Source organism: Thermostichus sp. MS-CIW-26 (assembly GCF_054059115.1).
In genome coordinates, this window is sequence record NZ_JBSSBV010000047.1 from 1 (window position 1) to 20,590 (window position 20,590).

The 20,590-nt window shown below is 57.3% G+C and carries 15 protein-coding genes, 1 tRNA gene and 1 pseudogene; 9 read left to right on the plus strand and 8 right to left on the minus strand.

Annotated features, from left to right (window positions below):
* A pseudogene (locus ACVWZU_RS12110) lies at positions 1 to 228 on the plus strand (hypothetical protein); the annotation flags it as partial.
* 260 nt (positions 229 to 488) lie between these two features.
* Here ACVWZU_RS12110 and ACVWZU_RS12115 read toward each other — a convergent pair.
* Both ACVWZU_RS12115 and hisG read right to left on the minus strand, forming a co-directional pair.
* Entirely contained in the window at positions 489 to 1,283 is a 795-nt protein-coding gene (locus ACVWZU_RS12115; RefSeq protein WP_457403507.1) for a photosystem II manganese-stabilizing polypeptide, read from the minus strand.
* 108 nt (positions 1,284 to 1,391) lie between these two features.
* The gene (hisG, locus tag ACVWZU_RS12120) at positions 1,392 to 2,099 is read right to left on the minus strand and encodes an ATP phosphoribosyltransferase (RefSeq protein WP_414416279.1); all 708 of its coding nucleotides are present in this window, start codon (positions 2,097 to 2,099) and stop codon (positions 1,392 to 1,394) included.
* Between the two features lie 321 nt (positions 2,100 to 2,420).
* Here hisG and ACVWZU_RS12125 point away from each other — a divergent pair, with 321 nt between their 5' ends.
* The 3 genes from ACVWZU_RS12125 to ACVWZU_RS12135 all read left to right on the plus strand — a co-directional run bounded on the left by ACVWZU_RS12125 (position 2,421) and on the right by ACVWZU_RS12135 (position 5,072).
* The gene (locus ACVWZU_RS12125) at positions 2,421 to 3,542 is read left to right on the plus strand and encodes a nucleotidyltransferase family protein (protein ID WP_414329069.1); all 1,122 of its coding nucleotides are present in this window, start codon (positions 2,421 to 2,423) and stop codon (positions 3,540 to 3,542) included.
* A complete protein-coding gene (locus ACVWZU_RS12130; protein WP_011433160.1) occupies positions 3,520 to 4,266 on the plus strand; it encodes a GvpL/GvpF family gas vesicle protein in 747 nt (248 codons plus the stop codon). Before ACVWZU_RS12125 ends, ACVWZU_RS12130 begins: the two co-directional genes overlap by 23 nt.
* A gap of 143 nt (positions 4,267 to 4,409) precedes the next feature.
* A complete protein-coding gene (locus tag ACVWZU_RS12135; RefSeq protein WP_457445130.1) occupies positions 4,410 to 5,072 on the plus strand; it encodes a hypothetical protein in 663 nt (220 codons plus the stop codon).
* Positions 5,073 to 5,160: 88 nt separating this feature from the next.
* Here ACVWZU_RS12135 and ACVWZU_RS12140 read toward each other — a convergent pair whose 3' ends face one another.
* Entirely contained in the window at positions 5,161 to 5,403 is a 243-nt protein-coding gene (locus ACVWZU_RS12140) for a hypothetical protein (RefSeq protein ID WP_414351871.1), read from the minus strand.
* A gap of 170 nt (positions 5,404 to 5,573) precedes the next feature.
* On the opposite strand from ACVWZU_RS12140, the gene pyk reads away from it, so the two are divergent.
* The 4 genes from pyk (at position 5,574) to dnaN (ending at position 12,366) form a co-directional block, all read left to right on the plus strand.
* Complete coding sequence (pyk, locus tag ACVWZU_RS12145; protein WP_414408711.1) at positions 5,574 to 7,433, plus strand: pyruvate kinase; 1,860 nt, start codon at positions 5,574 to 5,576, stop codon at positions 7,431 to 7,433.
* Positions 7,434 to 7,570: 137 nt separating this feature from the next.
* Positions 7,571 to 7,801 (plus strand): DUF4327 family protein, encoded by a 231-nt coding sequence (locus tag ACVWZU_RS12150; protein ID WP_011433156.1) that lies wholly within the window; start codon positions 7,571 to 7,573, stop codon positions 7,799 to 7,801.
* A 154-nt stretch (positions 7,802 to 7,955) separates the two neighbouring features.
* The gene (locus ACVWZU_RS12155; RefSeq protein ID WP_457445132.1) at positions 7,956 to 10,259 is read left to right on the plus strand and encodes a RelA/SpoT family protein; all 2,304 of its coding nucleotides are present in this window, start codon (positions 7,956 to 7,958) and stop codon (positions 10,257 to 10,259) included.
* Positions 10,260 to 10,989: 730 nt separating this feature from the next.
* Positions 10,990 to 12,366 (plus strand): DNA polymerase III subunit beta, encoded by a 1,377-nt coding sequence (gene dnaN / locus ACVWZU_RS12160; RefSeq protein ID WP_457445140.1) that lies wholly within the window; start codon positions 10,990 to 10,992, stop codon positions 12,364 to 12,366.
* 691 nt (positions 12,367 to 13,057) lie between these two features.
* Here the strand turns inward: dnaN and queG are convergent.
* From queG to rpsB, 4 genes are all read right to left on the minus strand, one after another.
* Positions 13,058 to 14,047: a tRNA epoxyqueuosine(34) reductase QueG gene (queG, locus tag ACVWZU_RS12165; protein ID WP_457445134.1), complete on the minus strand. Its 990-nt coding sequence runs from the start codon at positions 14,045 to 14,047 to the stop codon at positions 13,058 to 13,060.
* 14 nt (positions 14,048 to 14,061) lie between these two features.
* Positions 14,062 to 15,477 carry an amidohydrolase gene (locus ACVWZU_RS12170; RefSeq protein WP_457445136.1) on the minus strand — a complete coding sequence of 472 codons (1,416 nt, stop codon included), beginning with the start codon at positions 15,475 to 15,477 and terminating at the stop codon, positions 14,062 to 14,064.
* Between the two features lie 222 nt (positions 15,478 to 15,699).
* Complete coding sequence (tsf, locus tag ACVWZU_RS12175) at positions 15,700 to 16,491, minus strand: translation elongation factor Ts (RefSeq protein ID WP_457387299.1); 792 nt, start codon at positions 16,489 to 16,491, stop codon at positions 15,700 to 15,702.
* A 144-nt stretch (positions 16,492 to 16,635) separates the two neighbouring features.
* On the minus strand, positions 16,636 to 17,430 hold the full coding sequence (rpsB, locus tag ACVWZU_RS12180) for a 30S ribosomal protein S2 (RefSeq protein WP_011433146.1): 795 nt from the start codon (positions 17,428 to 17,430) through the stop codon (positions 16,636 to 16,638).
* Positions 17,431 to 17,720: 290 nt separating this feature from the next.
* Between rpsB and ACVWZU_RS12185 the strand changes: the two genes are divergently transcribed.
* A tRNA-Pro gene (locus tag ACVWZU_RS12185) sits at positions 17,721 to 17,794 on the plus strand.
* Between the two features lie 227 nt (positions 17,795 to 18,021).
* Here the strand turns inward: ACVWZU_RS12185 and ACVWZU_RS12190 are convergent.
* The gene (locus ACVWZU_RS12190; protein ID WP_457445138.1) at positions 18,022 to 20,370 is read right to left on the minus strand and encodes an AAA family ATPase; all 2,349 of its coding nucleotides are present in this window, start codon (positions 20,368 to 20,370) and stop codon (positions 18,022 to 18,024) included.
* Positions 20,371 to 20,590 lie beyond the last annotated feature (220 nt).

Consider the following 20,590-nt stretch of genomic DNA (forward strand, 5'->3'; position numbering starts at 1 on the left):
TTCAAGTGTGGGCACTGTGGATGGGAAGGGGATGCGGACTGGAATGGGGCCAACATGATTGCCAAACTTGGGGCTGCCGTAAACCAGCCTAGAGGCCCGTGGTTGGCTTGCCAACTGCAGGGCTACCGAAACCCGCCCTGTACTGCGAAGCAGTCAGGGCCGGGTAGTTTACTTTGGGGTAGCGAGCGCAGCAGAACTCGGATCCGCACTGGTGGCGGTACTGGCTGAAGCGGAACTCACAAAGGGCTTCCTTGAGTCCAGATTGAGAGTCCCCTTGGGTCCAGAGTCAACATAAAAGGCAGGTTAGTGGCAGCGGCCATCTGCAAATGAACCTGTGGCGGCATCTGGCCCAGACTTTATCGCTGCACACTTCCCCAACGGGCAAACCCAGACAGACATAGTATCAACAGAAATAGGCAGGGATCGCCGGGATCTCTGCCCATCTCAACCCCGAAATTGGATCTCTTCTCGGCTTTCCTCAAGCCTCTTCAAGACTCCTGCGCCAGGCGGGCGTAAAACAAGCCTTGAACGCGAACAGTGTGGGGTTCCATCGCCCCTTGCTCGGTGCTGGAAGGCTGAATGCTAACAAAGGATCCCGCCATTTCGCCAGTGCTGGCATCCACGCGAGCGATCCGCAGCGACATTTTCCCCTGGGAAACCTCGTCCACCTTGCGGTTGGTGGCAAAATCATCTTTGGCAGCCTGTAGACCTACCGCAGTGTCGTAGCCGGTGTTGGATCCCCGCCCGCGCGGGTCGAGGAAGGTGCTGCTGTGATAGCCGGGCACCAAGAACTCCCCTTCAAAATCGGTCGAAGGGTCAATGGCCGAGCCCTGGGCAGTGGCGACCAAGTCTTTCACGCTAAACAGAAACGGCACCAGCTCGCGGCGGGGCATTTGGCCGGTGGTCGGCTGAGAGGTGATCCCATCCACCACTTTGAGCTCCAGCGCACCGTCTTTGGGAGTCACCTCAGCTTTAATCGGCCCCAGAGTGGCCGCTGAGATCATGATGTTTTTGGCCTTGATGAACTCTTTCTCGCCGTTCCGCTTTTCTTCTTCCACCTCAATTTGCACCGGCTGGAAGCAGACATCCGTCAGCTTCAGGGATCCCCCCCTAGGCACTTCGATACGGCCCCGGGCGTTGTCCGAGACCGAAGGGCAAATGGCGGCCTTGCCGGTGTTGCGGATCTGGTCATAGGTCAGCGGCGCCTTGGCAGCCTTAGCCGGAACAGCAAAGACGCTCAAACAAAGCGCCAACAGGATGGCGAGCAGTGGACGGTACCGCATAATCAACCTCGAAAAACCTTTTTTGAATCTGAACGCTGCTGGGGGAAATAAGCCCGAATGCCCCCATTGTACGCAATCGTGATCCCCCTCAGAGGAAGTGCCTCAAAATTAGCCACCCACCAACAGGGATCCCAGCCAGCGTTCCCGAATCTGGGTGATCAACTCGCGGATAGGCTGTTGGTTGACACGGTAGCTGATGGGATGGGCAATCAGGCGAGCTGTACTCTCGAATAGGCAGTCTCGCTCAATCAGGCCGTTTTCCCTCAGGGTGCGCCCTGTGGCTACCAAGTCGACGATGGCATCGGCCATGCCGGTGAGGGGGGCCAACTCCACCGAACCATAGAGAGAGATAAGCTCCACCGGCAAATCCAGGCGGTCAAAATACTCCCGGGCGCAGCCGACAAACTTAGAAGCCACGCGGGCATGAGCAGGCAACTGAGCTGCCGAGTGGTAGGGGCTATCTTGGGGAAGGGCCACCGACATGCGACAGTGGCCAAATTGGAGATCCAACAGGTGGGCCACCCGCGCTGCGGTGCCGGCATAGCGCTCCCGCAAGACGTCGTAGCCGACAATGCCCAACTGCGCCTGCCCGTACTCCACGTACACCGGCACATCGTGAGTGCGCACCAGCAGCGCTTCGTAGCGTTGTCCGTTCAGCCGGGTGGGGGATTCAATCCGCAGCAGGCGATTGCCGGGATCCAAAAAACGGCTGAAATCGATCCCCACCTGCTGCAGGCATTGAATGGCCTCAGGCAGCAAGGCCCCCTTGGCCAGGGCAATCGTGATGGGTGGGCTGTCGGGACGGCCATCCAGCATCTTTTTCAGGATCTACTACATTTGTCTGATACATCCGTCTGAATCTTGGGCCAGGAGCAATCAATGTAAGAATGCTGGGATCCCCGTCTGCCGGGTGGAACTCTCAGGAGAGACGGGGCAAAACGAGGGGCTCAGGGGAAACCCTTGGCGAAATGCCCAGAGGCGGGCGGGTTCTCCCAGAAGAGCAGACCCCCTCGATTGTAGGGGATCGGAATCCCAGCAGCGATTCCCCAGCCTCTTGAAAGCCCCGCCGGTTCTCTGGAATGCCGATCCTGGGATGATAAAGTCAGAGCACGGTTAGCCCGGAGGAGTGACGACGGCATGAAAGCCATGATCCTGGCAGCAGGCAAAGGCACGCGGGTACGGCCCATCACCTACATGATGCCGAAGCCGATGATCCCCATTTTGCACAAGCCTGTCATGGAATTTTTGGTGGAGCTGCTGCGGGAACACGGCTTCGACCAGATCATGGTCAACACCAGCCACTTGGCCCACCAAATCGAAGACTACTTTCGAGATGGGCAGCAATGGGGGGTTCACATCGGCTTTTCCTTCGAAGGCCATTTTGAGAACGGCCAGCCGGTGGCCGAACCTCTGGGCTCCGCTGGCGGTATGCGCAAGATCCAGGATTTCTCCGGATTTTTCGACAGTACCTTTGTGGTGCTCTGTGGGGATGCCCTGATCGACCTGAACCTCACGCAGATCGTCAACTTCCACAAATCCAAGGGAGCGCTGGCCACTGTGGTCCTGCGGCAGGTGGATCCCAGCCAGGTCTCCAGCTATGGGGTGGTAGTCACCGACGAGACGGGTCGCATCACTGCTTTCCAAGAAAAGCCTAGGCGGGAAGAGGCCCTCGGCCACACCATCAACACCGGCATCTATGTTTTCGAGCCGGAAGTGTTCGACTACATTCCCCCTGGCTGCCCCTACGACATCGGCAGCGATCTCTTCCCGGCCTTGGTGAAAGCGGGTGCCCCCTTTTATGGGATCACGGCTGACTTTCAGTGGGTGGACATTGGCCGCACCCACGACTACTGGCTGGCGGTGCAAAAAGTGCTGCGCGGCGAGATCAAGGGAGTCAAGGTGCCTGGGATCCAGATTCAACCCGGCGTATGGACGGGGATCAACATCCGCGCCAACTGGGATCGCATCCACATCGAGCCACCGGTCTACATCGGGGCCAGCAGCTATTTGGCGGACGGGGTCAAACTCATCGGCCCCACGGCAATTGGCTACGGATGTGTGTTGAATGAAGGGTGTACGCTGGATGGCAGCTTGATTTTTAACTACACCCAGATTGCGGCAGGCGTGACCCTACGCCACCAGATGGTGATGGGTCGCTACTGCATTTCCTCGGATGGCAATGCCATCGACACCGAAGAGTCCAACCTCACGTGGCTGATCGGAGATGCCCGCAGCAATGCCAACGGCAAATCCCCATAGCGCCCTCTACCTCTACGGGATCGTCGCTGCCCCTGGCCCGCGTCATCTGAGTGTGGTGGGGCTGGACAAGCAGCCGGTGCAGGTTCACGGGCTGGGATCCCTGGCCTTCTTGTACTCCCAGGCTCGACAGGAGCGCTACCTGGCCAGCCGGGCCAACTTGCTCGCCCATGAGGCCGTGCTGGAAAAAGTGATGAACGAGGGACACCGGGCTCTGCTGCCTCTGCAATTTGGCCTGGTGGTGAGCGGCTGGGAGCAGGTGGAACGGGACTTGGTGCAGCCCCGCTTGGCGGATCTGCTGGCTCTGCTGGAGCGCCTGGAGGGCAAGCGGGAGGTGGGAGTCAAAGTCTTCTGGGATCCCGAGCAGGAGCTCAAGCTGGGGCTAGAGGAAAACCCTGCCCTCAAAGCTCGGCGAGACGAAATGGCCGGCGCTCCTCTGGGGCTGGACGCGGTAGTCGAGATCGGACGGGCTCTGGAGCAGCTCTTAGAGCAGCGACGTCAGCGCATTGCCCAGACCTTTACAGCAGCCCTCAGCCCCTTGGCCAGCGACCGCGTAGAAGGAGATCTGCTCACCGAAAACATGGCCTACAACGGCTCGTTTTTGATCAATTGGGAAGATGAGCCGGTTTTTGCCCAAAAAGTAGAGGAGCTAGACCAGACCTTCCAGGGGCGGCTGCGCATTCGCTACAACAACTTCACCGCTCCCTACAATTTCGTCAAACTTTGACACACTCAGCTGTATTGGGTCACTTCTCTACAAAAGACAAGAGGAGACCGCTCGGCTGAATGGTCGAAGGCAGGGATCCTTTTGGAAATCTGCTCAGGTATTGTGGGGATGGGCGCTGCAGTCTGTAAGCCGAGGGAGACGGTATGGGTTTGCTTATTTTTATCTTGTTTTTAGCTCTGGCTGCCGGGATCTTGGCTCTAGCCCTTTACCACGAAAAGAAACGTCGAGAAGCTCTGGAGCGGGTAGCTGCACAGCTAGGAATGCGCTTTTCTGCCCAGTTGCCTGAAGAGATTCGATCTCGCTTGTTGCAAGCAGGCTTTGGACTGTTTGAACGAGGCCATGGGCGGCGTTTCTATAATTCGATGTCCAAGCGGCTGATCGATGGCACTGAGATTACCGTTTTTGATTACCAATACACCCGCGGCAGTGGCAAGAGTTCTAGCACTTATCGCCAGTCCGTCTTCTACGCCTATCACGAGGATCTTCATCTGCCGCGTTTTCGGCTGCACCCCGAAAATGCCTTTTTCCACGGCATCGCCAAAGCCTTTGGCATGCAAGATATCAATTTCGAGAGCCACCCTAAGTTCTCCCGGAGCTATCTCTTGCGAGGAGAGAATGAAGCCCAAGTTCGGCTGCGGTTCCATCCTGGCGTCCTTGGTTTTTGGGAGCAGCATCCCAACTATTGCGCCGAAGGAGCTGGCGCCCACCTCATTCTTTGGCAAAATGACCGACAGGTGAGTCCCGAAGGGATGGCAGAATGGATGCGCTTGGGGGAAGAGTTGACGCAACAGCTGCGGCGTATGTAGTAGCAGAGCCTACGGCCCCCCGCCGCGAACGGTCAACCTCGGCCTAAACCTCACCCCAAGAGGGTGCGCTGCAATCTCAAGAACCTCTCTACTGAGCGCCGAGGGCCGCCAACAAATCATCTGCCAACAACACCGCCGTATAGACCAAAGCCTGTCGTTGCTCAGGAGACAAATCGCCGACGGGAGTCTGGGGATTGCTCACGATACCCTGCAGTACTCTGCTGGCTATGTATTCCCGCTTGGAAACCCCTGGGCTGGAGATAGTGGGGTTGTCGAGAGAGAACTTCTGATGGTGCTCGAAGGGGAAGGCGTATTCGGGGGCAACCGGCATCGCTCGACTCCAGATGGATCTCTACACTCTGCTTTGCCTATTTTCCCATCCTCTCTCGCTGGGGATTTTAAAAAAGCGGTGCCTCAAAAAAGACATAACGGGTTATCGTAATCAGAGAGATCCCTATGTGGGGGAAGGATCTGGGCTGCTCTCCCTTGGGAACAGTGGACATGCATTTGAGGGATTCTTTTCGACGCACCAAAATTGTTGCCACCATCGGCCCTGCCAGCTCAAATCCAGCCATTCTCAGGGAGATGATCCTGCAAGGGGCAACCACCCTTCGCCTGAACTTCTCCCATGGGGATCACGAGCTACACCGCCGCAGCATTCGCCTGATCCGCCAAACCGCGATGGATCTGGGCATCCAGGTCGCCATCTTGCAAGACCTACAGGGGCCGAAAATCCGCTTGGGCAAGTTCGCCGAAGGCTCGATCACCCTCAAGGCTGGGGATCCCTTTGTGTTGACCAGCAAACCTGTCTTGGGATCCCAAGAGCGCAGCTGGGTCACCTACGACAAGCTGGCCCAAGAAGTGCCCGAAGGAGCGACGATCCTCATCGACGATGGTCGAGTGGAGATGCGGGTGGAAGCTGTGGATCCGGAAGCGGGCGAACTCTTCTGCCGCACCATTGTCGGGGGTACCCTCTCCAACAACAAGGGGGTCAATTTCCCCGGTGTGCGCCTGAGCATCCGCGCCGTGACCCCAAAGGATAAAGAAGATCTCTACTTCGGCCTCAACCAAGGGGTGGATTGGGTGGCCCTCAGCTTTGTGCGGGATCCCTCTGATGTGCTGGAGCTGCGGGAGCTCATTGCCTCAGCCAAACGGCCTTCTTCCGGCTCAGCCGACAAGCGGGTACCCATCATCGTCAAGATCGAGAAACACGAGGCCATTGAACAGCTGCCCCAGATTTTGGCCCTCAGCGACGGTGTGATGGTGGCGCGGGGAGATCTGGGGGTAGAGCTGCCTGCGGAAGAGGTGCCGATCCTGCAGAAGCGGGTGATCGCCCTGGCCAACTCCCTGGGGATCCCGGTAATTACGGCCACCCAAATGCTGGACAGCATGGTGCACAGCCCCCGGCCTACCCGTGCCGAAATCTCCGATGTGGCCAACGCCATTTTGGATGGCACCGATGCCGTCATGCTCTCCAACGAGACGGCTGTGGGCAAATACCCTGTCGAGGCCGTTGCCACCATGGCCCGCATTGCCGTGCGCACCGAGCGCGATTACTTTGACCTGACCTCCGCCGACCGACGACAACGCCTTCGCGCCCTTGCCATGCAGGAGCTGAGCCAAAACAACGGCAACAGTCCTGCTGGAATGCGGCCCAAAACCCTGATCACCGACTCGATCAGCCGCGCCGTGGGGGAGATCGCCCAAGAGTTGGATGCTGTAGCCGTGATGACCCTGACCAAAACAGGGGCTACTGCTCGCAATGTCTCCAAGTTTCGTCCCCGCACTCCCATCCTGGCCGTAACCCCCCATGTGGAGGTGGCACGGCGGCTGCAGTTGGTTTGGGGGGTACATCCGCTGTTGGTTATGGATTTGGCCACCACCCGCCAGACCTTTCAAGCGGCCATCAGCTTGGCTCAGGAAGATGGCTTGCTCAAGGATGGCGACTTGGTGGTGCTCAGTGCAGGAACCCTGCCAGGCGTTGCGGGATCCACCGATCTGATCAAGGTGGATGTGGTGAAAGCGGTGGTGGCTCAAGGCAAAGGGTTTGGCAAGGGCATTGTCAGCGGCCCGGCCCGCATCTTGAGATCCAGCCTCGATGCCAGCAAAATCACCGCCGGGGACATTTTGGTTGCCCAATCCACCGACGCCAACTATGTGGAGGCCATCAAACAGGCAGCCGGCGTGATTACCGAAGAAGAGGGAGCCTCCTCTCATGCAGCAGTCATTGGCCTGCGGCTGGGGGTGCCGGTGCTGGTGGGGGTCAAGGATGCTACCCGCTTAATCCGGGATGGATCTATCGTCACTCTGAACCCAGAAAAAGGCATAGTGACCGCAGGAGCCGATGGCTTGGGCTTTTAAGCGGGCCTTAAGGTTGCCTGCAATACAAACTTGTATCTCTTGCTACGAAACGAGACCCAGTTCTATGATGGGGGTAGCGAGGCAAGATTTTCCCGACCCCTCGGTGCGTCCCATTCATCCCACGTGTAGGTTAAGCTATGCCCACTTTACAAGCCACCCACTATGCGGTTGAGGCCATCCAGGAGGAAGCTCGTCGCCTCATTCAGCAGGGGGTCTTACGCCGCTCTGCAGCCATTGCCCACCTGCAACCCTTTTTCCCGCAGCGGGAGTGGCAGGCGATTGCCCAAGAGCTGGAGCTGCAAGACTACTGCCCCTCGGATCCTCTCTGCGATTTAATCGGCGACTGCGAGGAGTGGGGCGAAGACTAAGCCTCGATCTGCCGAGGATGGCAAGCGGTCGGCGTTGGCAGACAGCCAATGCTTCTTTCTATTCCACCCGTTTTTTCCCTCTTGATCTATCTGTCGGCGGCTAAGCTGGATGAACTATAGTCAGTAATTAAACATCCCTTTTCGCCGGGTTCGCATGGGTCAGACGGCTGTCATTGCCACCTCAGATAGAGGTCTCGACTTGAATAACCTCAGTTTTGAGGTGCCAGGGTGGCTGCGTGCTCTGCTTTCCGGTGCCGAGGATCCCGGCGATGGGTTGCGGCCCTACACGGCTGAAGAAGCCGATCTGCTGCGCCGTGCCTTTGAGTTTTCCTATTGTTTGCATCAGGGCCAAAAACGCAAATCGGGGGATCCCTACATTGCCCATCCGGTAGCCGTGGCCACTCTCCTGCGGGAGCTGGGGGGAGATGCGGTGACGGTGGCAGCGGGCCTTTTGCACGATGTTATTGAGGATACAGAAGTTACCCCAGAAGCCCTGGAAGCTGAATTCGGCTCTGAAGTTCGCCTACTGGTAGAAGGAGTTACCAAACTCTCTAAGTTCAACTTCTCCAGCAAAACCGAGCAGCAAGCGGAAAATTTCCGCCGCATGTTTGTGGCCATGGCCAAAGACATTCGAGTCATCGTGGTCAAGCTGGCGGATCGCTTGCACAACATGCGCACCCTGCAGTATCTCTCCCCCAGCAAGCAACGGCAGATTGCAGCCGAAACCATGGAAATTTTCGCCCCTTTGGCCAACCGGCTGGGGATCTGGCACTTCAAATGGGAACTGGAGGACCTGGCTTTTAAGTATCTGGACTACGAAGCTTACCGGAAGATCCAGGAATTGGTCAATGCCAAGCGCGCCGAGCGAGAGGCAGAGATTCAAGCTTTTATTGAAGAGCTGCGGCAGAACCTTCTTCAAGCGGGGCTGGAACATTTCGAGATCAGCGGGCGGCCCAAACATTTGTACAGCATCTATCGCAAGATGCAGCAGCAGCGCAAAGAATTTCACGAGATTTACGATCTCTCGGCAGTGCGGGTGATCGTGCATACCAACAGCGAGTGCTATCGGGTGCTGGCAGTCGTTCACAACTGCTTTCGCCCCATCCCTGGGCGTTTCAAAGACTACATTGGTCTGCCCAAGGCCAATCGTTACCAATCTTTGCATACGGCGGTGATTGGCCCGCAGGGAAGACCGGTGGAGGTGCAGATTCGTACCGAAGAGATGCACCGCGTGGCTGAGTACGGGATCGCCGCCCACTGGAAGTACAAGGAGGCCGGCAGCACCACTGTCAAGCCCGACGAGGAGCGCTTCACCTGGCTGCGACAGCTGTTGGAGTGGCAAAACGACCTCAAAGATGACAAGGAGTATCTGGACACCCTTCGCGAGAATCTGTTTGAGAGCGAGGTTTACGTTTTCACGCCCAAGGGGGACTTGCTGGCCCTGCCCCAGGGATCCTGTCCGGTGGACTTCGCCTATCGCATCCACTCCGAAGTTGGGGATCACTGTGCGGGGGCGCGGGTGAACAACAAGATCGTGCCTCTGGATACCCGCCTGCGCAACGGCGACATCGTGCAGATCATTACCCACAAGAATGCCCATCCCAGCCTGGACTGGATCAATTTCGTTGCCACCAGCTCTGCCCGCAATCGCATTCGCCAATGGTTTAAGCGCTCAAATCGTGAGCAAAACATCGCGCGGGGCCGGCATTTACTGGAGCGGGAACTTGGCAAAACGGGCTTTGATGCCCTGCTCAAATCAGAGCGGATGCAGAAGGTGGCCGAAAAGCTCAACTACGCCAGCGTAGAGGATTTGTTGGCCGCTCTGGGTTATGGCGAGACGACCCCCACGCTGGTGATCCATCGGCTACAGGAGGTCAGCAGGCCGGCAGTATCTGCTCCCACAGAGGAGGAATCGCTTGAGGGATCCAAGCTGTTGTTGCCGCGGGCTTCTGTGGCTTCCAGTTCCGTCAAATCCCAATCTCCCATTCTGGGGGTGGAGGGTCTGAAACACCAGTTGGCCAAGTGTTGTAATCCGCTGCCGGGGGATCCGATCTTGGGCGTGGTCACCCGCTTTAAGGGGATCAGCATCCATCACCGGGATTGCCCAAGGGTGGCCCAGGTTTCGGGGGAACGGCTGGTGCCGGTACGATGGAACGAAGAGCAACTGCGGCAGAGCGCCCAGATCTACCCGGTAGAACTGCATCTGGAGGTTATCGACCGCGTTGGGGTGCTGCGGGACATCCTTTCCCGTCTATCGGATCAAGGTATCAATGTTCGCAATGCCAAGGTACAAACTTTTGCCAACCGCACCGCCCTGATCGATCTCTGTATCGATGTACGTGATAAAAAACAGCTCACCCAGGTTCAAAGTCAACTGCGCCAGCTTTCTGACGTGCTCGTGCTGCGCTCCCGCCATCACCAAAACGGATCCCGTCGACCCACAGCCGGCCCCTCGTAGGTACGGATTTTGATGCCCTTCCTTCGCGACCTGCTTCTGCGACAGCTTTACAGTCGCTTGCGGGTCCGCTTTAGGTCAGGCGCTGCCCCATCCTGACCTTCTTTGCCGCCTCCAGCAGCGCAGAGCGCTTTTCTGCCCTTCTTGTGTCTTGCTAAGGATCCCGTGTTGGCTCACAGGCGACCAGACAAGACCAACCAGCCTAGAGCGACGTCCCAGGCTTCCTTCGATAGCCTGTGGAAAACCTGGGGAAATCCAGCGAAGCCCGCCCAAGCTCCGATGGAGTTCCTGGCCATATCTAGGGGGAGGACTCACTACATTACGGGATCCTACACTGACTGTGTGTTAATTTTTATGAATTTGTCAGGAAATCACAACATTAGCCTGTGGAAAACCTGTGGAAAAACCTGAAAAATTTGTGGAAAACCTGTGGAAAAACCCCCCAAGTTATTAACAGGTATAAATACTCTGTGGAAAAGTGGCCAAGTTATCCACAGTTTTTCCACAGGTGGGGAATAAGCTCAAAAGCTCATGGCGCAAGGTGTTGACGATCACTTTCCACAGTTTCCACAGCCCCTACTACTACTAGATCAAAAAATTAAATTAGGCAGGGATCGAAATTTCAGATCTGTCCTACGCGCGAGGCAAATTTTCCAAAACTTGTCTGCAAGGGCAGGGATCCAGTCGGGGCAGCCGGTGTAGGATGTGCATGTTCAGCCCTCAAGTGCCCCTGATGGTGCAAGCTCAGCGTCCTGTGGATCGAGAATCGGAAACCGAGTCGTTCGCGCCGGTGTTGCGCAGCAGCAAGACTGCAGCTCCTCAGCGTGGGGAGGGATACTTTGACGGGGCCGTGGACTCGTCTCCGGAGGGTTTCAGCTTCACCTGCGAGCAAGCCGATCTCAGCCACCACCTCACTTCCGTTGGACGGGCTGTGGCCAGCCGCCCCGCCCTGCCCGTTTTGGCCAACGTGTTGGTAGAGGTCGATGCGGAAACTCAACGGGTTGCCCTCACTGCCTTTGACTTGAACTTGTGCATTCGCAGCGAGTTCGAGGCTCAGGTCAGGGGATCCGGTCGCACCACCCTGCCGGCCAAGCTGCTCAGCGACATCGTCAGCCGTCTGCCCAGCGGCCCAGTGACTCTTGACGCGAGCAGCCAAGCCAAGGAGAGTGCCCCTGTGATTCTCATGTCGGCAGCCGGCCAGTACCAAGTGCGCAGCATGTCGGCTGAAGAGTACCCCACCCTACCGGAAATACTGCTCCGCACCGCCGACGCAGATGGCGATTTTGTGGGGGAGGAAAGCCCAACAGCTCAGGCCCTGGAGCTGCCCATCGAGAGCCTGTTGCAAGGGATCGGCCAAACCCTTTTTGCGGCCTCTGGAGATGAGACCAAGCAGGTGCTCACAGGGGTGCATGTCAAGCTCTTGGCGGGGGATTCCCCTTGCCTGGAGTTTGCAGCCACCGATGGGCACCGTCTGGCGATGGTGCAGGTGGAGGCCGAAGGGATCCCGGTTGCTTCGGCCCATGGGGAAATAGGGTTGGATTTCACCATTCCCGCTCGCACTTTGCGAGAGGTGGAGCGCATCCTCGGCACCCAGACCGTCGCCTCTACGGTGGAGCTGAGGTTTGACCGATCCCAGGTGCAGTTTGTGCTGCCTCCTCGCGCCAGCAAAACGCAGTGCCAACAGCGGATCACCAGCCGCCTTTTGGAGGGCCAATATCCCGACTACAACCGCCTGATTCCCAGGCAATTTGAGCGGCAGATAACCCTGGAGCGTCGGCCTTTGATTGAGTCGCTGGAACGGGTGGGAGTACTTGCTGCCCAAAGAAACGACATCGTCAAGTTCAATCTTTCTGCCGCAACCCAAACCCTGCGCATCAGCACCGAGGCGCCCGATGTGGGCAGTGGCGAGGAATCGTTGCCAGTGCAGATGTCTGGTCCTGACCTGGAGCTGGCCTTCAACGTGCGTTACCTGCTGGATGCCCTCAGGGTGTTTCATACGCAGCAGGTGAGCCTGGAGCTAAACGGTGCCACGCAGCCGGCCATCTGGAAGCCCCTTGGGGCAATGCGGCTCTGTTATTTGGTTATGCCGGTGCAGCTACGGGCTACCTAGTCTTAGGAGAGCTCCACCCAGCTCTAGTCCAAAACTCTCAAGGTCATCTCAGTACAAATCTACAGTTGTTTGCATTGCCCCCTCTCCCAGAGGGAAAGGAGCCAGGGATGGTCGCGGAAGCGGCGCCGAGCGTTCAGGGAGCATGCCTCTAACCCCCAAAACCCTGAACTTTGCTGAATTTACTGAGCTTTAGGCGGTTTGGCAAAAGTCATTGAGAGGGATATAGTAGACCAAGTTTCCCCCTGATCCTTGAGTCCACCGCAACGGTTGCCGGGAAGTGAAGGGGGAAAGCGCTCGGGGGGTATTCCTCAGGGCTTTGCGGGATACCGCCTTCCTGCTCAGAGATAGGCAGGATGCGATCGCTTCTTTCCTGAACCATGTTCAGGAGAGTTCAGCGTGAATGTATCAGTGTCCTAATCTAGCTTGAAATGACCGTGTTTTAGGTGGGGCTACTGTGTTTGAGTCGATCCAGCTCAAACAAAGCGGTGGGTAAACTCCTGCACCAAGTCCACACGTCCTTTGCGCAAAACCGCTCCCACGAGAGCAAGACCATGGCGGCCCAGCACTGTGGCCTCAGAAAGAGGGTAGGGCATGTATGTTAGCTTGCGTCCCTGGCCCAGAGACAATAGCCCCACCATTTTCTGGCGCCGGCCTCGAGGCCGCAAGATCCTGCTAGGAAAGCGTATCCAAGTTAAGTAGAGGGGGCTTCCAAATCGTTGCTGCCAGCTGCAGAGCTGGAATTGCCTTCCAGGGCTGCTTGGGCGTTGCGGCGCAGGCGGTGGGCCTTGAGCCGGCGCAGGGCAGAGGCCGGAAACTTGTGGTCGAATTCCCGATCATTGATCCGGGCCAGCTCCTGGAGATCAGGGGCAACATTCCAAGAGTAGGGCTGAAAATCCGGGATCCGGCTGGGTTGGGCAAAGCGTTGGTTCCAAGGGCAGACCTCTTGGCAAATGTCGCAGCCAGCCACCCAGTTGTGCAGGTTTTGGGCAATTTCTGCAGGGATCCGCTCAGCGTGGCTTTCTAGGGTGTGATAGGCGATGCAGCGGCGGGAATCCACCACCCCCGGACTGACGATGGCCTGAGTGGGGCAAGCCTCTAGGCAGCGGGTGCAGGTGCCGCAGTGGGTGGCGTGGGGCTGGTCAGGAACCAGCTTAAGGGTGGTCAGGATGACCCCCAGAAAAATCCAGGAGCCGTACTCGCGGGTGAGCAACAGGCTGTTTTTGCCGATCCAACCCAAGCCCGCCTGCATGGCCCAGGGCTTTTCCGCAACCGGGCCGGTATCGACATAGCATCGACCGCGGTAGTTCGGAAATTGCGCTTGCATCCAGAGGTGGAGCTGCTTCAGCCGCCGCCCCAACACGCGGTGATAATCTCGCCCCCAGGCGTAGCGGGAGATCTTGCCCTTGCCGGGATCCTGGCTGTGGCGGATGGGGGTGTAGTAATTCAAAGCCACACAGACCAACGACTGCACCCCCGGCAGCACCTGCTTTGGATCCATTCGCCTAGGATCCGCCATCCAGGCCATGTCGGCGGCCATGCCCGCAGCCAGCCAAGCTTGCAGGCCCCGCAAGTCGGGGGGATCCTCTGTGCTGGCAATGCCGACTTTGTCAAAACCCAGGGCCAGGGCCTGTCGTTTCACCTGCTCTGTGATGCTGGCCCGGTCTGCTTCTTCTGGCCACACAGGGACATCCAACGCTACTTTGGCAAGCCCATCACCCGACGATAACGAGCTTCCAGATGCTCTGCCTGCTGGGATCGGCGGAAGGGATCCCAGGTGCTGTGGGCAAACAGATCCTGCCGCAGCTTGGCCACATCCACCGTCGTCACGGCTCCGCCGGACACTACCTGTTTTCCTCGCACCCAAACGCTATGCACTGCCTGGGTGGGCCGACCCAACACCAGCAGCCCAATGGGATCGGTACGGGGCAACAGCGACAGTTGGGTGAGATCGTACAGCACCAGATCCGCTTGCTTGCCCACTTCCAGGGATCCCAGCTCCTCCCCTAGCCCCAGGCCAATGGCCCCACCGCGGGAGGCCATCTCCACACTCTCGCGGGGCGAGATCCAGTGGCGGTAGTCGGGATCGGTGATGTTGTGAAGGATGGTGCCGATTTTGATGGCCTCTAGCAAATCCTGCGAATCGTTGCTGGCGGATCCATCGCAGCCAAAGGCCACGTTCACCCCTGCCCGGCGGTATTTCAAGATGGGGGCAATGCCGCTGCCTAGGCGCAGGTTGCTCAGGGGGTTGTGAACAACGGTAGAGCCGGTGCGGGCCAAGATCTCGATATCGGCATCGCTGAGCCAGACGCAGTGGGCCAAGGAAGTTTTCCGGTCTAGGTAGCCCAAGCGCTCCAGATGCTCGACTGCGCTGCAGCCGTACTTTTCCTGGGCCAACATCTGCTGGGCGCGGGTTTCCAACAGGTGGGCGTGGCGGGGTAGGTCATACTTCTGGCTTAACTCCGCACAGCCCTTGAACAGCTCGTCTGAGCACAGTTGGATCCCTGTGGGAGCCACCATGAGGGTAATGCCCTCTTCTGGCCGGTGAAAGCGCTGCACCGCCTCTTCCACAATGGCCAGCACCTCTGCTGTGGAGAGGGGATAGGTTTCCGGCTCCCGATCCCAAGAGGAGCTGCTGGGCAACCCCCGAGAGAGAGCCTGATCCTGGATCAAGGGGCCCACGAAGGCGCGGATCCCGACTTCTCGGTAGGCCCGTACCGCCGCCTCAATGGTGGCCAACTCTTGGCCTGGGATCAACACCAGATGATCCACCACCGAGGTGCCCCCCGTCAGCAGGGTTTCCACCGCCGTCCCCAGCGCGCTGAGATAGATTTTTTCCGGATCCGGCGGCGCATACTCGTGCAGTTGTGCCAGCCACAGCTCCAGCGGATAGGGCGGTATGATCCCTCGTTGCCACATTTCGGAAGAATGGGTGTGGGCATTGACAAAGCCCGGCAGCAAGAGTTGGTTACTGGCATCCAGTTCCAGGCTGTCTGCGCCCGTTGCGGGTAACCCTCTGCCTATGGCAGCAATCCGTTCCCCCTCGATTCGCACATCTGCGGTTTCGTAGCCGGTGGCGGTGGGAATTAACGCATTGCGCAAGATAAAACTCATGCCCGGGATCCAAAAAGGCCGTCTGCTACCTTAGCGTGCTGGAGTTAACCCTGCCAAGGCGGGAGGATCAGAACATTTGCATGCATAACCTAGCCTTTCCCCCAAGGGATACCCAAGCGTAGTGGTTATAGAACTGCCGACATAGAGGTGCCCACACTCTCCATAACGCAGTTTCAACGCCTCTGCACCGCCGACATGGCCCTACAGCTCAGCCTTGACCGGCTATTTCTTTTTCTTGGCGGAGCCTTTTTTGGCCGGCTTGCTCTCGGCAGCAGGGGCCGGTTCTGGGGCAGGTTCTTCAGGAGGAGCGGGTGGAGTCTCTTCCACTTTGGGGGCCTCTGCCGGCTTGAGACCGGCTTGAGCGGCAACCTCAGCAGCAAAATCCACTTCTTCTTTCTCGATCCCCTCTCCCAGGACAAAGCGCACAAACCGCCGCACCCGAATGTTTTCCCCCAGTTTGGCAATGTGCTGCTTCACCAATTCCTCTACGGTGATCGAGGAATCTTTAATGAAGGGTTGATCCAACAGAGACAATTCTTTCAGTCGCTTTTCGATGCGACCTTGCACGATCTTCTCGCGTATGTTCTCCGGCTTATTGGCCAGATCTTCTTTGCCCATTTCAATGGCTTTTTCCCGCTCTACCACTTCAGCAGGGATCTGGTCAACGCTGACGTATTCTACGTTTTGGCAGGCGGCAATCTGCTTGGCGATGTCTTGCACCAATTTCTTGAAATCTTCGTTGCGGGCCACGAAGTCCGTCTCGCAGTTCACTTCCACCAACACCCCAATTCGATTGCCGAAGTGGATGTAGCTGTCAACTGCCCCCTCTGCCGCGACGCGACTGGCCTTTTTGGCTGCCCCTGCCAACCCTTTCTGTCGCAGCCAGGTGATGGCTTTCTCCATATCGCCACCGGAATCTTCCAGGGCTTTTTTGCAGTCCATCATGCCTGCGCCCGTCTTTTCGCGCAGCTCTTTGACCAGTTTGGCATCAATGCTCATGAGGGCTCCTCGAATGAAAGAACGGGAAGAATGTGGCGGGATATGAGTGAGAATGAGCGGGCTTCGGTAGAATTGTAAACCTAGATTTCAAGAATACACGCCTCTGGATAGGGAATAGGCAGGGAAGTGTCCGGATTGCACGGGATCCCTGCCCTCGGTCTAGCCTTCCTCGGCTTCTCCTTCTTCTTCGTCCTCCATGTCTTCCAGAATGTCGTCGTCCAGATCCATCGCCCCTTCGTAGTCGTACTCATCCTCCTCAACGGTGTCGAGCTGCCCATGCCGCCCTTCGTAGATGGCATCCGCCAGCTTGCCTACAATCAGCTTAATCGCTCGAATGGCATCGTCGTTAGAGGGGATAAAGATATCGCTGAGATCGGGGTCGCAGTTGGTGTCCAGCAGTGAGATGATCGGGATGTTCAGCTTGATACATTCCTGAACGGCGTTGGCCTCCCGCCGCTGATCGACGATGATCACCGCATCGGGGAGCTTGCGCATCGTTTTAATGCCGCCTAAGTACTTTTCCAACCTGGCCAACTCTCGCCGCAGACGGCTGGCCTCTTGTTTGGGCAGGCGATCCAGAAGACCGCTGCTCTCCATCTCCTCAATTTCTTTGAGGCGGTCGATGCGGGTTTTGATGGTGGCCCAGTTGGTGAGCATACCCCCCAACCAGCGCTGGTTGACATAGTAGCTGCCACAGCGACGAGCCTCTTGAGCGATGATCCCGGCAGCTTGCCGTTTGGTGCCCACAAACAGGAAGCGCCAACCCCTGTCAGCAGCATCCCGCACATACTCGTAGGCTTCGTTCAGATAGCGGGCCGTCTGCACCAAATCGATAATGTGGATGCCGTTCCGCTCGGTAAAGATGTAGGGCCGCATTTTCGGGTTCCAGCGGCTGGCCTTGTGGCCGAAGTGAACCCCTGCCTCCAACAGTTGAGGCAAACTGACTACGCTCATGAGTTTTTCCTCTCCTACGGGTTAGCCTCCGCCCGAACGGATCCCAGTTACGGCCTTCCCGCCGGTTACCTGCACAGAGCGCTCTACCCCCATTGGCAAGGAACTCAGGAGTTGTTGCAGCAAACCGCGAAAGGGCTGTAAGGACACCCGGTGGTTCAGGCGTGCGATTTCTTAACGGCTTAACTAAGCTAGCATGTTTTCCACGGGATCCCGCAGCTTGGGGTTAACTCTGGCCGCGATCCGATGCTAGACTAGCTAGGCGCTTCATGGGCTTCTACCCGTAAGTGCGTCGGGGCGTAGCGCAGCTTGGTAGCGCACCACTTTGGGGTAGTGGGGGTCGTGGGTTCAAATCCCGCCGCTCCGATACTGAGTAATCAGGGGAGGGCTTGGGCCGGACAAAGCCCACTATGCCGGAAACTTTGAGGTACTTTGGCTCCGCTGTCAATCCCTTGCCATTGGCTCCGTTGATCGGCAGCCTTAAGAATCAGGTCACAAGCTTGGCCGGACAATATGGGATCCCGGTTTTACGGTGCTGGATCCCGATGCGGAGCCGACCTTGAACAACATGGGGTTTCGACGGATCTGGAGCGCTTAATCACGGCCCAGGATCCAGGCAATAAGGGGGGGATCCCTATGCTCAAGATAGTACCGAACGGCTGAGGTCAGGTCTAGCTCCAAGTCGCGGTTTTGGATGTCGGTGATCATTCTGTACATCAGCTCCAGGTGAATGCGATCCTCTTTGGTGAGCAGCTTATACTTGCCATTAGGGCTGTTGTTGAGGGCAGCCAAGGCCTCTTTGGTGGCGGTAGCCTTTTTGGAAGGAGGCTTAAGGCGGGCATCCCGTAGCAAAAGAAACTGAAGCTCAGGGTGAGCAATCACCAATTGGTTGAAGTTCTTGAGCTGTCCACACATGCTGCCGGGATCCACTTGGATAAAGGCGATCACCCGCTTCTGGTCGGAGAAATAGAGGTGATCTGGAAGCTTGTGTTTGCCCAGCTTCAGGGCACTCATGGGGACAGGATGGATCCCTTGCAGGGCATTGACGATGGTGCGCAATTTGCCGATATCAGCTGTGCTGTCCATAATCGCCTCTTGGGGGTAGCTGGCACGAAGCTGGGCCTCGGTATCACGGAGGTAGGGTTCCAAGACTTCGGCAGGATCCTCAGAGAGGCTGGGTGGCTGGAGAGGCGGAGCTACAGCAAGGAGACTCTGGGCAGGAAGAAGGGGGATGAGCAGTTGTTTGAGGGTTTGCAGCTCAGTCTCGAGCCGCTGGACACGGGCGGCTAGATTGCTGGCAGTGGGTACAACTTGCACCTGGGGAGGGAGAGGGATCCCGTTGATGTAGTGGCGATAGTAGGCTGAGGCCCGGTTGAGAATGGCCCGGATGGAGGGTTGGCTGAGGATATCGCTGAGGTCATCGGCGGTAAAGAGAGCTTGGAGGTGGATCCCTGAAGGCAGGCGGCTCTGGAGAAGGGCTTGAAGCTGGGGAAGAGAGGGGAGATCTAGGGAGAGGACGGTTTGGGAGAGGCGATCGACGGTAGCCCGGTCAAATTGGGTTTGGAAATGTTGCCAACGGTCGGGGAACAGATTGAGGATAAACAGACTGTTGGGGATACGGGTAAAAAGCTCTTTCAGGGCATCGCCCAAGTTGAGGAGGATATCTCGATTTTCTTCTCGGCCCAAAGCTTCCAATTGGTCAAAGACAATAATGAGAGGTCGGTCAAGCAGCGAGAGCCTGCCGATGACTTTCATTCCTTCTAGAGCAAAGGTGTTGCGGTCGAGATCTGCACTCCAGGGGGGCAACCCAATCAAGCCGGTATCCTCGGGATCCAGGTCGGTACCGCTGAGCCAGCGGATGATCTGTTGACGGCGGTTGGGATCCCTGTAGCTGCAGTATTTGATGATGCCCTTGAGAATGTTTTCGGTGGAACCGGTAAGGAAGTTTTGCTCTGCCCACCAGCGCAGAACCAGTTTTTCAATGGCTTGCCATTGTTGACGACGACGCTCGGTGCCTTCTGCTCCCAGGCGATGAAAGAGGTTGAGGGGATCCGCCGTGAGAAGGGAGAGAAGCTCTTCAGTTTTTGAGGTTTGGGGGAAGGTTTTCAAGATTTCCACAAAGCTCTTGGCAATCAAGTAGTCGAGCTGGGTGTGGTGATGGGCATCTACCCGTTCGCGCAGGGATTCCAGGGTGTGGCTGTAGATGTGGTGGTAGATGTTGTCGGGATGGGTGGGCTGAGGGATAAACAGGAGACAGTTGTGGCGCAGGAGGTTTTGGGCCACCCGCATGATCAGGTGGGTCTTGCCGGATCCAGGTTCTCCCAGTAAGACAACCCCTCGGCTCTGGTGGTTGGGATCCCGTTGGATGTCCTGTAGGGTGGCAGTGAGCTGCTGGTACTGAGGCTGATAGATGGTGGTCTCGTCGGGATAATGCTGAAAGGGATTGTCAACTCTGCTGTTGGCGAAAGGATTGGGAACATTCTGGGCTTTGAGCTGAGCGTGGGTGAGGTGGCGATAGAGGTGGTAGGTAAAGAGGGCATCGTAGCTGGCGTCGTGGGCCAGTTTGGAGTTGAAGTAACCGCTCTCCAGTTGGATCCCGAGATGTTTGCTGAGATACTCTAGGCTGTAACCGGCAAGGTTGGGAAAACATTGCTTGGCGGCTGACCAAGTACAGAAGATGGGGTTAGGAAGCCAATCTTGGTTAACTTGGTCAAAGGCTTGTTTAAGGATTTTTAGGTCGTGATCTGCATGGTGGAAAACAAGAGTCTTGCCTTGTGCCAAGCGCCGCAGGTCAGCAACGATTTGGGCCAAAGGTTTGGGCTGGGGGTGGTGGGGCGAGTATTCTTGGGTGTAGGCATGGTAAATAAGCTTGCCGCTGCTGTCGATAAGGGCGATCTCTTCCAGGTTGGCGTTGCCCTCGGTGTCGATAACCAAGTAGCTCATGGAGGGGCGGGATCCCGTGATGCTAATGTGCTCAATATCTCAGTGTAATTCTGGGTAGGCGGGTTCACCCGACACCAAGGGAACTAGAGATGAGTGAGCAGTGGTATTTTGCATACGGAAGTAACCTAGGTTGTGTTGATCTTTCATTTGAGCCAAAAGAGAGCACTGACGAGATAGAGAAAACTCAAGAAGTTCCTGGCCAATTTGTCAAAACGAGAAA